The sequence below is a fragment of the Vibrio sp. 10N.261.51.A4 genome (genome assembly GCF_041471945.1).
GTDB classification, from domain to species: domain Bacteria; phylum Pseudomonadota; class Gammaproteobacteria; order Enterobacterales; family Vibrionaceae; genus Vibrio; species Vibrio crassostreae_C.
In genome coordinates this window covers 191,343-204,819 of sequence record NZ_JBFRPJ010000001.1, presented here as the reverse complement: position 1 = coordinate 204,819, position 13,477 = coordinate 191,343, and the positions used below count along the sequence as shown (strand labels likewise).

Annotated in this window: 14 protein-coding genes; all 14 read right to left on the bottom strand. The window is 44.9% G+C overall.

Annotated elements, in window-relative coordinates; translation table 11 throughout:
* Positions 1-25 precede the first annotated feature (25 nt).
* The 14 genes from pgpA to AB4384_RS00785 all read right to left on the bottom strand — a co-directional run bounded on the left by pgpA (position 26) and on the right by AB4384_RS00785 (position 12,817).
* Positions 26-532 carry a phosphatidylglycerophosphatase A gene (pgpA, locus tag AB4384_RS00850; protein ID WP_017060782.1) on the bottom strand — a complete coding sequence of 169 codons (507 nt, stop codon included), beginning with the start codon at positions 530-532 and terminating at the stop codon, positions 26-28.
* Positions 532-1,506 (bottom strand): thiamine-phosphate kinase, encoded by a 975-nt coding sequence (gene thiL, locus AB4384_RS00845; protein ID WP_372125750.1) that lies wholly within the window; start codon positions 1,504-1,506, stop codon positions 532-534. The genes pgpA and thiL overlap by 1 nt, the downstream gene beginning before the upstream one ends.
* Before the next feature lie 114 nt (positions 1,507-1,620).
* Positions 1,621-2,088 carry a transcription antitermination factor NusB gene (nusB, locus tag AB4384_RS00840; RefSeq protein WP_004734399.1) on the bottom strand — a complete coding sequence of 156 codons (468 nt, stop codon included), beginning with the start codon at positions 2,086-2,088 and terminating at the stop codon, positions 1,621-1,623.
* Positions 2,088-2,558: a 6,7-dimethyl-8-ribityllumazine synthase gene (gene ribE / locus AB4384_RS00835; protein ID WP_004741508.1), complete on the bottom strand. Its 471-nt coding sequence runs from the start codon at positions 2,556-2,558 to the stop codon at positions 2,088-2,090. Before ribE ends, nusB begins: the two co-directional genes overlap by 1 nt.
* A gap of 295 nt (positions 2,559-2,853) precedes the next feature.
* Entirely contained in the window at positions 2,854-3,963 is a 1,110-nt protein-coding gene (ribBA, locus tag AB4384_RS00830; protein ID WP_017060784.1) for a bifunctional 3,4-dihydroxy-2-butanone-4-phosphate synthase/GTP cyclohydrolase II, read from the bottom strand.
* A gap of 108 nt (positions 3,964-4,071) precedes the next feature.
* Positions 4,072-4,728, bottom strand: coding sequence for a riboflavin synthase (locus AB4384_RS00825; protein ID WP_010436361.1), 657 nt, complete (start codon positions 4,726-4,728; stop codon positions 4,072-4,074).
* Between the two features lie 69 nt (positions 4,729-4,797).
* Positions 4,798-5,877, bottom strand: coding sequence for a bifunctional diaminohydroxyphosphoribosylaminopyrimidine deaminase/5-amino-6-(5-phosphoribosylamino)uracil reductase RibD (ribD, locus tag AB4384_RS00820; protein ID WP_017060785.1), 1,080 nt, complete (start codon positions 5,875-5,877; stop codon positions 4,798-4,800).
* Between the two features lie 40 nt (positions 5,878-5,917).
* Positions 5,918-6,367 (bottom strand): transcriptional regulator NrdR, encoded by a 450-nt coding sequence (gene nrdR / locus AB4384_RS00815; RefSeq protein WP_004734394.1) that lies wholly within the window; start codon positions 6,365-6,367, stop codon positions 5,918-5,920.
* 156 nt (positions 6,368-6,523) lie between these two features.
* On the bottom strand, positions 6,524-7,774 hold the full coding sequence (locus tag AB4384_RS00810) for a glutamate-5-semialdehyde dehydrogenase (RefSeq protein ID WP_372128723.1): 1,251 nt from the start codon (positions 7,772-7,774) through the stop codon (positions 6,524-6,526).
* A gap of 66 nt (positions 7,775-7,840) precedes the next feature.
* Positions 7,841-9,025: a glutamate 5-kinase gene (gene proB, locus AB4384_RS00805; protein ID WP_012604650.1), complete on the bottom strand. Its 1,185-nt coding sequence runs from the start codon at positions 9,023-9,025 to the stop codon at positions 7,841-7,843.
* 76 nt (positions 9,026-9,101) lie between these two features.
* Entirely contained in the window at positions 9,102-9,491 is a 390-nt protein-coding gene (gene crl / locus AB4384_RS00800) for a sigma factor-binding protein Crl (protein WP_017060787.1), read from the bottom strand.
* A gap of 144 nt (positions 9,492-9,635) precedes the next feature.
* Complete coding sequence (gene frsA / locus AB4384_RS00795; RefSeq protein WP_372128721.1) at positions 9,636-10,889, bottom strand: esterase FrsA; 1,254 nt, start codon at positions 10,887-10,889, stop codon at positions 9,636-9,638.
* An 89-nt stretch (positions 10,890-10,978) separates the two neighbouring features.
* On the bottom strand, positions 10,979-11,443 hold the full coding sequence (tet(34), locus tag AB4384_RS00790) for an oxytetracycline resistance phosphoribosyltransferase domain-containing protein Tet(34) (RefSeq protein ID WP_009847475.1): 465 nt from the start codon (positions 11,441-11,443) through the stop codon (positions 10,979-10,981).
* Between the two features lie 84 nt (positions 11,444-11,527).
* Positions 11,528-12,817 (bottom strand): NCS2 family permease, encoded by a 1,290-nt coding sequence (locus tag AB4384_RS00785; RefSeq protein WP_017060789.1) that lies wholly within the window; start codon positions 12,815-12,817, stop codon positions 11,528-11,530.
* Between the last annotated feature and the right edge of the window lie 660 nt (positions 12,818-13,477).

Sequence of the window (13,477 nt, the reverse complement as noted above, 5' to 3'; positions counted from 1 at the left end):
ACTAAACCTTAGCCCTTCAGTTAACTCACACTAACCAACCAGCGAAATGTGCCACGGCATACAACGAAATAGCCGCCATAATACCCGCTACAATATCGTCAATCATGATACCTAAACCGCCGTGAATTCGTGCATCTAACCAACCAATCGGCCATGGTTTCACCATGTCAAAGAAGCGGAAAAGCACAAAACCAGTCAGCAGCCACTTCCAGTCATCAGCAGGGATATTCAACATAGGCACTAAGCTCATGGTGATCCAAAAGCCCGCGAACTCATCCCAAACGATAGAACCGTGGTCATGCACGCCCATATCGTCAGACGTTACTTGGCAGATCTTAATACCAATAATGCAGCTTACCACCACCACGGCAACGTAAGCAGGAAACGGTAACTGAACCAACAATAGGTACAACGGAATTGACGCAAGCGTGCCCATTGTGCCGGGAATAATAGGCGATAAGCCACTGCCAAAACCCGTTGCTAAGAAATGCCAAGGGTTTTTAAGAGAAATAAGAGAAAGTGGGTTTGTCATCAATTAACCTTAAAGTGATCGTAACCAGTTAAGTTCCAGCTTAGTGGTTCACCATTATTGTGTAATTCAAAATATTCTACAGGTCTTATCTGGCCAATGCAGGTGACTTTTGTACCTGTGTGTGACAAAGCACTTTCCAACGACCCTTTATTCTCTTCTGGTACAGTAAAGCACAGCTCGTACTCTTCACCACTCGTTAGCGCATACTGCCGAGCTGAAATGATATCAGGAGCGAACTGACGTAATTCTGCAGAGATAGGCAGCGTGCTTACATCAATACTCGCGCCAACTTGAGAACGCTTAAGGATATGTTTTAAATCAGCAATAACACCATCAGAGATATCAATCGCAGATGAAGCAAGGTTCACTAGCGCCTGACCCGCTAACACTCGTGGAGTGCTCACATAATGTCTCTCTTCTAGCTCAGCAGCATAGGGCTTCGCTTTGTTCTGCTCTGGGTTAAGTAGCACCTCTAGGCCAGCTTTACTGTCACCTAGGTTACCTGTTACGTAAATCCAGTCACCCACTTTCGCGCCATCTCTGCGCAGCGCTCGTCCTTCAGGAACAAAGCCCTGTACCGTCAGTGTCAGGCTTAGTGGACCTTTGGTTGTGTCGCCACCAATTAACTGAATACCAAAGTAGTCTGCGAGTTTAAAAAAGGAGTCACAGAAGGGAGCAAGCCATGCTTCATCGATTTCAGGCATGGTTAAAGCAAAAGACACCCAAGCAGGCGTCGCGCCCATTGCAGCAAGGTCACTGATATTGGAAGCCAACGCTTTGTGTGCCACCCAAGCCGGATTCGCCTCAGCTAAGAAATGGGTACCAGCCACTAAGGTGTCCGTGCTGATCGCTATCTCAACATTGCCCGGCGCTTTGACCAAAGCACAATCATCGCCAGCAGCTAGAAGAACGTCTTTACGTTGTGGTTGTCGATTTACAAAATATTTTTCAATCAGGTTAAATTCGCCAGACATCACATGCCCTATCTTTAGTCTCATAAAAATCGCCGTAATCATGGATATTACAGAAATTTAGTTACAAAAAAGGCCAGCATAAAAGCTGACCTTTAGATTCAATATACGAACGTCTTATTTCTTACGAACGTGCGGTGCAGCTTTATCAAGCACACCGTTAACAAACTTATGGCTGTCTTCTGCTGCAAATACTTTTGCAAGCTCGATAGCTTCGTTGATAACCACTTTGTATGGTACATCTTCGCGACGAGTCATCTCGTACATAGCTAAACGTAGAAGCGCTAGTTCCATCAGATCCAGATCTTGCATAGGGCGAGATACGAATGGACGAAGCTTGCTATCAAGTTCCATGTGGCTAAGAGCAACACCAGTTAGTAGGTCGCGGAAGTATGCAACGTCTGTTTCTGGCATAGCAAGAGCAGGCTCTGCAGCATGATGCTCTTCTTCATCATACTTACCACCAGATAAGAACTGTTCTTCAACGGTAGCAATATTTTCTTTAGTAATTTGCCAAGAATAAATTGCTTGTAGAGCAAATTGACGTGCGTTACGACGTGCGGCTGGTTTCACACTGGCCCCCATTAGGAATCGATTTCAGAAAGAACGTTGATCATCTCAAGTGCGCTAAGTGCTGCTTCTGCACCCTTATTACCAGCCTTGGTTCCTGCGCGTTCAATAGCTTGATCGATCGTATCAACAGTAAGAACACCAAACGCTACTGGAAGAGAATATTCCAGAGACACTTGTGCCAAACCTTTATTACATTCACTACAAACATAGTCAAAGTGAGGTGTACCGCCACGAATTACTGTACCAAGAGATACAATCGCATCGAACTTACCTGTTTTTGCAACGCGCTGCGCTACAAGTGGAAGTTCTACTGCACCAGGGCAACGAACAACAGTGATGTTGTCTTCGCTTACTTGTCCATGACGCTTTAAAGTATCGATTGCACCAGAAAGTAAACTTTCGTTAATAAAACTGTTGAAACGAGCAATAACGATAGCAATTTTTGCATTTGGCGCTGGGAAGCCACCCTCGATCACTTTCATAAGCCTTCCTTTAACTATTTTCATCAAGTGAGAATCGCCGGATTCTAGCACAAAACTGTGAGCAATATCTAATGGTAATTTAGAAGAACAGACACCGGCAATGTAAAGATGATAATGCAGCGCTGATCCCAAGCATATAGGAACAGCGAGTAACCAAGTTTGTGTGTTGAACACGTTTTGAGTCGGACTTGGCTACTTTGCTCTTTTGGCAAGATTTATCACCAAAAGAGCCACTGAAATCATCGGTAAATTATGTTGCTACAAACGGAGAAACGTCTGCTTGCTAACGCATGGTTTATTCGCAAACGTACTCAACAACGTTAAGGCCAAAACCACCCAATGCGTGGTAACGCTTAGTGCTTGAAGAAAGCAGACGCATATCGTGCACACCTAGATCTTGAAGAATCTGAGAACCGACACCAACACGACGCGAGGTACCCTGCTTCTTCGCCATAGTTGGCTGCTCGTTCTTGTCTTGCGCTTCGAATGTCTTCACTTTGTGAATCAAAGAATCAGACGACTCTTCGTTGCCAAGAATAACCAACACACCGCCTTCGTCGCCAATACGCTTCATCGCTTTATCTAGCGACCAGCTGCGTTCAGTACCACGGTCTGAATGAAGCAGATCGGTGAACGTGTCATGCAGGTGAACACGTACCAAAGGAGCACCTTCAGATAGGTCGCCTTTTTGCATCGCGTAGTGGATCTGGTTATCAATTGTATCGCGGTAAGTCACCAGCTCGAAATCACCAAACTCTGTTGGTAAATGGCATTGTGCTACACGCTCAATCGTTGTTTCTGTGTTGTTGCGGTATTCAATCAAGTCAGCAATCGTGCCTAGCTTGATGTCGTGTTTTTCAGCAAACACTTCAAGGTCAGGGCGACGAGCCATAGTACCGTCGTCGTTAAGGATCTCAACGATAACCGATGCTGGCTCGCAGCCTGCAAGACGTGCTAAATCACAACCTGCTTCTGTGTGTCCTGCGCGAGTCAGAACACCGCCATCTTGCGCTGTCAGTGGGAAAATATGACCAGGTTGAACAAGATCAGCCGCTTTCGCATCTTTCGCCACTGCCGCTTGAACCGTCACTGCACGGTCTGATGCAGAGATACCCGTTGTTACGCCCTCTGCCGCTTCAATCGAAACAGTAAAGTTAGTGGTGTACTGTGCGTTGTTATCTTGAACCATAGGCGCTAGACCCATGCGGTTTGAACGCTCTTTGGTTAGCGTCAGACAAATTAAACCACGGCCGTACATCGCCATGAAGTTAATCGCTTCTGGCGTCACATGTTCTGCTGCCATGATCAGATCGCCTTCATTTTCGCGATCTTCATCATCCATCAGGATAACCATTTTTCCTAGGCGAATGTCTTCAATAATTTCTTGAGGAGTACTAATTGGCATTGTTCTATATCCTTTGAAATGGTTCTGCTTCCTAGAACCGACACTATTTAAACCTGATGATATTGCTTCGCTTTACAAAGTCTCGCTTAACGCACTTTGTATCAACGGTTAGGCAAAACCATTCTGCTGTAAGAATTCCATCGTTAATCGAGATTCAGGCTCAGATTCTTGTTGCTGACCTTGCAGTAAACGCTCCATGTAACGTGCTAATACATCAACTTCTAGATTCACTTTACGACCGACATTGAATTGGTCGATGGTGGTTTCTGAAGAAGTATGAGGAACGATAGTCAGCTTGAATGCGTTCTTACGTAAATCGTTCACAGTCAGGCTAATGCCATCAACTGTTACTGAGCCTTTTTGAGCAACGTATTTTGAGATTTCTGCTGGCATTTCTACCCAGAATTCAATCGCACGGCCAACTTGGTTACGTTCAACAATCTCACCCACGCCATCAACGTGACCAGACACTATATGTCCACCGAAACGCGTGGTTGGTAACATTGCTTTCTCAAGGTTAACTTTATCGCCCGCTTGGTAATCGACAAAACCCGTTTTTTTCAGGGTCTCAAGCGAAAGATCTGCACTGTAGCTGTGGTCGTTATATTCAACAACTGTCAAACACACACCATTGGTAGCGATACTGTCGCCTAACTTAACGTCAGCCATATCAAGCTTACCAACATTAACCGTTACGGTGATGTCTTCTCCGCGGGGAGTGATTGCACTCAATGTACCTACGGCTTCTACAATTCCTGTAAACATTTTAAAACTCTTTTTGTTGTCAACGACACGTATGCAGTTGGAGTAACTATTTCCACTGTGGTTTCGTTACTATCTGTTTCGAAATACGGGTTTCGCAACGATGCGAATATCCACACCAACCTGTCGAACATCTTTAATTTCTAGGTCAATAACGTCAGACATTGAAGTGAGCCCTAATGCACCCATCAAACCTCGTCCGTCACTGCCCATAAGTTTAGGTGCTAAATAAAGGATTAGCTCATCCACCAGCTGCTCTTCAATCAAGCTTTTTGCCAATGTTGCGCCCGCTTCGACCCAAATATGGTCGATATGATTGGCAGGTAATTGACGCATCAGATCGTGCAAATCGAGCTGACCTGCATCTGTGGTTGCGACTTCAATATCAGCAGATGCTTCGGCAACTCTCAACACCGATGTTGGAGTCTGGAATAACTTGAGTTCAGGACGCAGTTGGTTTTGACGATCAAGAATCACGCGAATCGGCTGACGCAGCTCGTCTTCAGCGTAATGACCTTTGATACTGCTTGGCAACTCTGCCCAACGAACATTCAACGACGCGTTGTCTTCAATCACCGTCTGGCTAGTTGACAACACAGCGCCTGATTTTGCTCGGTAGTTCTGAACATCACGACGTGCTTCTGGCGATGTGATCCACTGGCTTTGGCCATTTTCCAATGCCGTTTGCCCATCAAGGCTAGCGGCCATCTTTAACTGAACGAATGGCATGCCAGTTTGCATACGCTTGATAAATGCAGGGTTCAAGTCGAGAGCGTCTTGCTCTAGCAAACCGATTTCAACCTCAATACCCGCATCGCGTAGCATTTTGATACCACGACCTGCGACTTTTGGGTTTGGGTCCTGCATGGCACAAATCACTTTGGCTACTTGAGCCTTAATCAAACCTTCAGCACAAGGCGGCGTTCGACCGTAATGCGAACAAGGCTCTAGCGTGACATAAGCCGTCGCACCTTTTGCTTTGTCGCCTGCCATTCGCATGGCATGTACTTCAGCATGAGGTTCGCCCGCTTTGGCATGAAAACCTTCACCAACGATCTGACCGTCGGTTTGTACAATGACACAACCCACATTAGGGTTTGGCGCAGTAGTGTAAATGCCGCGTTTTGCTAACTGAATAGCACGCGACATCATTTGAAAATCTAGGGGAGTAAAGTTTGACATGATTGAGGAGTTAATCCTCTAATTTAGCGATTTCTTCGCCAAACTCTCGGATGTCTTCAAAGCTGCGGTAAACAGAGGCAAAACGAATGTACGCCACTTTATCCAATTCTTTCAATTGGCCCATCACAAGATTACCAATCATCTCGCTTGGTACTTCACGCTCACCAGTTGCACGGAGTTGTGACTTAATCGTACTGATCGCAAGTTCAATCGCGTCAGCACTCACTGGGCGTTTTTCTAGGGCGCGCTGTACACCACCCACCATTTTATCTTCATTAAATGGTTCGCGGTTTCCATTCGACTTTATGACTTTAGGCATCACAAGTTCTGCCGATTCGAACGTAGTAAAACGTTCACTACATGCAAGGCATTGACGGCGACGACGAACCTGATGGCCATCGGCTACCAGTCTTGAATCGATTACTTTAGTGTCGTTCTCTGAACAAAAAGGACAATGCATATCACCTCCAAATAATTGAATATCAGTGTAACGGAATTGCCAAACGTTAGGAAAGAAAAAGGGCCAATTAAGGCCCTTTTGTGTGGTGATTCATTGATTATTGCTACTCGACCGCCATTTCAAAAATGAGCTGAGGAGTAAAATTAACGACCAGCGTTAACCGCGGACTAAATAGTTCGCTTTACCTACCCATTTGTAGCTTGTCAGCTCTTCTAAGCCCATTGGGCCGCGAGCATGCAATTTCTGAGTAGACACGGCAACTTCAGCACCTAAACCAAACTGTGCTCCATCAGTGAAACGTGTTGATGCATTCACATAAACCGCTGCAGAACCAACAGAGTTAATGAAACGCTCTGAGCTCTCTAAGCTATTGGTCATGATCGCATCTGAATGACTCGCGTTGTGTACACGCATGTGGTCAATCGCTTCTGCCACATCCGCTACCACTTTCACGCCTAGCGTGTAGCTTAGCCATTCAGTGTCAAAGTCGCCTTCAACCGCATCACGTTGGTCTTCAAAACCCGCTAGCAGCGATTTTGCACTGGTATCAGCAACTAAGGTTACCTTGCCGGCTAAACGCTGTTTCAGCTTAATTAGGAAAGCTTCAGCAACCGCTTCATGCACTAGCAATGTATCTAATGAGTTACACGCTGATGGGCGCTGAACTTTAGAGTTTTCGACCACATCGACAGATTTATCAAGATCAGCGCTTTCATCAACGAAGATATGGCTGATACCAAAGCCGCCGATGATAACTGGAATGGTGCTGTTCTCTTTACACATCTTGTGTAAGCCAGCTCCGCCACGAGGAATGATCATATCCACGTAGTCATCCAGTTTAAGCAGTTGAGAAACGAGTTCACGATCAGGCTTCTCGATGTACTGAACAGAAGCCGCAGGAAGTTCCGCTTTCTCTAATGCAGACTGGATAACCTTAACCAGTTCCATGTTCGAGAAAAACGTCTCTTTACCACCACGTAGAATGCTTGCGTTACCTGTCTTCAGACACAGAGCTGCAATATCGATGGTTACGTTCGGACGCGCTTCATAGATAACACCCACCACACCAAGTGGCACGCGGCGGCGAGACAGTGACATACCGTTTTCTAGTACTTTGCTGTCAATTTCGCTGCCAACTGGGTCATTCAGGCTAATCACGTTACGAACATCGTTAGCGATACCGGTTAAGCGCTCTTCGTTAAGAAGTAGACGATCGAGCAGTGCGTCAGTTAAACCCGCTTCACGACCCAGTTCGATGTCTTTCGCGTTCGCTTCTAAAATCGTTGTTGCGTTTGCTTCTAGCTCATCAGCGATAATCGCCAATGCTTTATTCTTTTGCGCCGTAGATGCGGTCGCTAGGTGGAAAGCAGCGTCTTTTGCTGCGATACCCATGTTAGTTAAATCCACGTTTAACTCTCCCTAAATTCTGTCTGTCTTTGGATGCAAAAAGGTGATTCACCTTATCATCACGAGCTACTCTTGGATTACAACTAGGTCGTCACGGTGAATGACTTCTGACCCATAATCGTATCCAAGGATGTCGCCAATATCTTTACTGTGCTTGCCTGCAATTTTTGCTAGGTCTTGGCTTGAATAACTGGCGATACCACGCGCAATTACTTTGCCTTTGCTGTCTGTGACTTGGGTAACTTCACCACGAGAGAATTCGCCTTTAACTCGAACAACCCCTTTCGCCAACAAGCTGCTGCCTTTGGTGTTGACTGCGTTTACTGCGCCGTCGTCAACCACGATGTCACCTGCTGAAGCAGGGCCCGCTAAAATCCAGCGTTTACGGTTTTCAAGCGCTTCCGCTAAAGGCAAGAAACGTGTGCCTTGTGGGTTATCACTCAGTGAATCAAACACCACATTTTCAGCACTGCCCGCAGCAATAATCACTTCGATGCCTGCGCGACGAGCAATGTCAGCCGCCTGCAGTTTTGTCGCCATGCCGCCAGTACCCAACGTAGTACCGCTGCCACCTGCGATCTTACGCAGCGTGTCATCAATGGTTTTCACTTCTTTGATGAGCTCAGCATTTGGATCTTTACGAGGGTCAGCCGTAAACAGGCCTTTTTGGTCTGTTAGTAGCAAAAGCTTATCAGCACCGCACAAAATACCCACTAAGGCCGACAAGTTATCATTGTCGCCCACTTTAATTTCGTTGGTTGCTACTGCGTCGTTTTCGTTTACTACCGGAATAATATCGTGCTCAACCAGTGCGTTGATCGTGTCACGTGCATTAAGAAAACGCTCGCGATCATCGAGATCAGCACGAGTCAGTAGCATCTGGCCAATCTTAAGGCCATAGATAGCAAACAAAGACTCCCAAACTTGAATCAACTGACTTTGCCCAACTGCCGCAAGCAACTGTTTGCTCGCCATTGAGTTGGGAAGTGCGGGGTAACCAAGGTGCTCACGTCCTGCTGCAATTGCACCAGACGAAACCATAACCACAGAGTGGCCTTGTTTTTTTAATTCAGCACATTGACGAACCAGCTCAACCATATGAGCGCGGTCTAATGCCAATGTTCCACCAGTTAAGACACTGGTACCCAGTTTAACAACGACAGTTTTACGCTGTGTTGTTGTCCCGCTTTGATGATTTGTTGTCATGAAGTCTTTTATGGATAAAACAAATAAGAGGTGATGTTTTAGCAATCAAAAGGGGAATTCACAAGCAGAAAAGGTGCGAAATCGCACCTTTTTGTTTTATATAGAAGAGTAACCTTTAAAATTAGACGAATTCGACAGACTCTTCGTCTAATTGGATACTGATTTCAAACTTACTTTGAAGTTCATCAACCAGTTTCTTGTGGAAGGCTTCTTGAGTTCGAGAGACCTCAGCGACCGCCTTTTTAGGTAACGGCAAAGAATCCCAGTTACCATCGATGTTGTACTTGCCGATATTGTACTTCGCCGAATATCCCTCTTCCGACTTATCCAATTCCAGCCACCAGCCCCAGAACTCGCGTTCTTCTGGTGATTTTTTATCGTTCACACATACAGACAAGCAATCAAAGATATAGTGGCCTTCTTCTGATTGCGGTTCCCTTAAGTAAGGCCCGATCGCCTTTAAAACATTCAACAAGCGGTAATGCGTAGGTTGTTGTGTCACTTCTGACATATTGAATCTCCATTTTCAATGTTAAGAATGACGTTACTCAGACTGTTATACGTAGAAACTACGCATTTGGATTTTATAAATGACCTCTGAGTATCAGGTACTTAGTTTGTACATTTTTCATGCTTAACTAATTTAGGAGAAATGTCATCTAAATAATTCATCCTCAAGCCACTTTATCGCCAATTCGAGGGATTGCTCATAACCTTGTGTAATTGACTTAGCTTTGATTTTCTTCGCTTTTCCGTAATCACTGTAAATAGCAACCAGTTGATTATCCATTGGCGGTGAAACCGGGTCGCCTTCCAGAGCCAATGCCAAGATAGGAACACTGGTTTTACTGTTTGACAGCAAACCTTGTACCTTGAGTGACCACGCCATCAACTGCCCAGAAAGGCTATTGATATCGACCGCCCCTTTACCAAGGCGCGAAGCCAACACATCTAGATGCATTTTAGGCATCTGCTTAAGTTTGTCTGCATGAACAAAGATATCGTGAATTGGCGCGCCTAAAGAAATACACGCTTTAATCTTATGTTGCTCGAGGAAAGATAATCTCACCATCGCATTGCCACCGAAGCGGAAACCAAACAAGCCGACTTTGTGGTGATCGACCCATGGGATGTTAGGCAATTCATTCAGCACTGCTTGGTGAAGACAAGATGAGTCTTCTGTTAACGGCCAATGTGCACTGTGCCCTATTGATGGCATGTCTACCGTTAACATAGCAATGTTCTTAGGTGCTAAATAATCCCTAAACAGGCGCCACATATCGGTTTGCAAGCTATCTAGACCCGCGCTGACAATCACAACAGGCTGAGGTTTATCTGTTTTGGTGAGATGCAAGTTCGCCTTAATTTTCTTATTCTGATACGGCACTTCAAGTTGCTTAACGATCAGCTTGGTATGCTTGATGGCTTCAGAATAAGCCGCGTTCGCCAGCACTTGAGCCTGAGCTGCCAAATTGTCGTTCTTGAGATGTGGGTAACCCGCTATGCTAAAACATAACGATGCTGAAAACAGCTCTTCAGCCATCTCTTCACCGTTCTTTTCATTAGAGCGATTTTGATGCTGCATACCAAGCTTAGTCCACTCGTATGCCCAGTTACCGCTGCGATAACCCATGACGGTATCTAACCACTCGTCCGTCGTGCGAGAATTATCTGACGACGCGATGCGAGCCAATACCGCTTCCTGCTCTATTGGATTAACGCCTTGCCATACCCACTGAAGACGTCTTAGGTTTCGATACCATGATGAGTTTTGCTGTTCACGTTTCTCATCCAATAGCGCTTCAGAGCTTGGCATGTATTGTGTCAACATTGAGGTCTCTTTCGCTTGCTTGTGCTTTACAAACAAAGTTTCCGAAAGGTTCGAGCTCGTTTCTTCTGGTTCAGACATTGGGATACTTAATAAGAAATGGTTGTCACTAATAATATAAAAAAAAATGACCCTATAAAGGGTCATTTCTCAAAAAACTAAGTTTACGCTTATTTTGACTTGCGATTTACTGGCTCTACGTAGCTTAGGCTAGTATCCCAAGGTTGCTCAATCCATGTGTCTTGAGCGATATCAACAATGTACTCGTCTAGCAAATCAGCGCCAGATGGTTTTGCACATACAGCGATCAGTTTCGCTTTAGGGTACATTTCGCGAAGCTTACGTGCAGTGTCACCACTATCAACCAAGTCTTCAACGATTAGGAAGCCTTCGCCGTCACCTTCAGGCGCTTTAACTACTGTCATATCACGTTGGTGATCGTGGTCGTAGCTAGAAATACAAATCGTATCTACGTGACGAATACCTAGCTCACGAGCCAAGATTGCACCAGGAACCAAACCACCACGGCTTACTGCCCAGATGCCTTTCCACTGCTCTGCTGGCATTTGCTTTTCAGCAAGTTGACGGCAGTAAGTCTGCATGTTGTCCCAAGTGATAACGAATTTGTTGCTCATAGTATAAAACCTAATAATTTTGTCATGTTATTAGAGGCTATTTCAAACATAGCCTCTTCAGCGATTAAGCAGAAATCTAGACGATTAAGCGAAAATGTATTTAAGAATAAAGATAGCCGACATTACCCACACAGCAGGTGAAACGTCGCGACCTTTACCACTTAGCAGCTTAATTGCAGCGTAAGCGATGAAACCTAGTGAGATACCCTCAGCGATAGAGTACGTCAGCGGCATAAGCAGACATGTTACCACGACTGGTGCTGCTTCCGTAAGATCACGCCAATCAATGCCAACTAGGCCAGACATCATCAGAATTGCTACATAGAAAAGTGCACCTGATGTTGCGTAAGCCGGAATCATACCTGCAAGTGGCGAGAAGAAAAGAGCCAGTAGGAATAAGATACCAACAACAACAGCCGTTAGACCGGTACGGCCGCCTTCAGCAACACCCGCAACACTCTCAACATAAGAAGTAGTATTTGATGTACCTAGCAGTGCACCAATAGATGTTGCTGTAGAGTCAGCAAGCAGTGCTTTGTTCAAGCGAGGTAGTTTGCCGTCTTCTTTGATTAGGTTTGCTTTCGTTGCAACACCAACCAGAGTACCCGCTGTATCGAACAAATCGACGAACAAGAATGCGAATACCACTGAAATCATACCGATTTCAAATACAGCAGAGAAATCAAGCTGCATGAATGTAGGAGCAAGGCTTGGTGGTGTAGACATGATGCCGCCGTATTGAACGTCACCAATAACAATGCCAAGAGCTGTGATAGCTAGAATCGCAATCATTACTGCCCCTTTCACGCCACGGTGAACAAGAGCAATCGTTAGGAAGAAACCAAGTGAGCCTAGGATAGGAGCAATCGCGGTAATGTCGCCCAGTGAAACTTTAGTTGCTGGGTTAGAAACAACGATGCCTGCATTGCTAAGCGCAATAAACGCTAGGAAAAGACCGATACCTGCAGAGATACCAACACGCAGAGACATAGGGATCGAGTTGATAATCCATTCACGGATCTTAAAGATGCTTAAGAAGATGAAGATTACGCCTGATACGAAAACCGCTGCCAGAGCAACTTGCCACGTATAACCCATACCCATTACAACAGCGTAGGTAAAGAATGCGTTCAAACCCATGCCTGGAGCTTGAGCAATTGGGTAGTTAGCAACAAAGCCCATGATGAAACAGCCAATAGCAGCCGCTAAACAGGTTGCTACAAATACAGCGCCATGGTCCATACCAGCATCAGCTAGAATCATTGGGTTTACAAAAATGATGTAAGCCATTGTTAGGAAGGTTGTTAGACCTGCGATGATTTCAGTGCGCACATTGGTGCCATTTTCACTGAGTTTGAATAGCTTTTCGAACATTATCGAATCCTATAAGGGTAAAAAGTAAACGGTTGCGTAATCGATTGGCTGTGGATTATAAAGTTATCAAATAACAAATTCCAGATAGAATTAAGGCTCTAATCGATATTTATCAGAATGCCGTATGAAACAAAGCGATTAAAAATGAAGATATCATCGATAAATAACCATTAAAAACAAACAATTAACAACAATAGACTCACTAAAACTAGTTGGTTGTTTTTTCTACCATCGGTTATTTTCATTGATAATCTAGCCAGTGAATTCTGAATTCAAACTCACAATAGTTATGTATTTTTCAACAGGATCAGTAATAAGGCGCAAATTGATATTTCGGCGTTTAAAAAACAACCACGCAGAACAGCAAGGAAAGTGACAAGCGAAAGCGGTTTGGAAAAGTAGCAGGCAAAAAAAACGCCACTCAAAACTGAGTGGCGGTAGAATCTGTCAACCAAAAGGGCTGTAAAAGAATTCCAATATATAGGGGTGAACAAAACTGTTCGAGTTACATGCTTACGGTATTAGTAACCAAAGCTTGTAGGGTATGCAAAGTTGCTAGTGTAAACAGAGCTGTTAATCCAGAACATTGCAGATGGTAAACCTTTCATAACTATCACCTTAATAAATCAATAAAAAACGAATTTGATTTCTCGGTTCCTT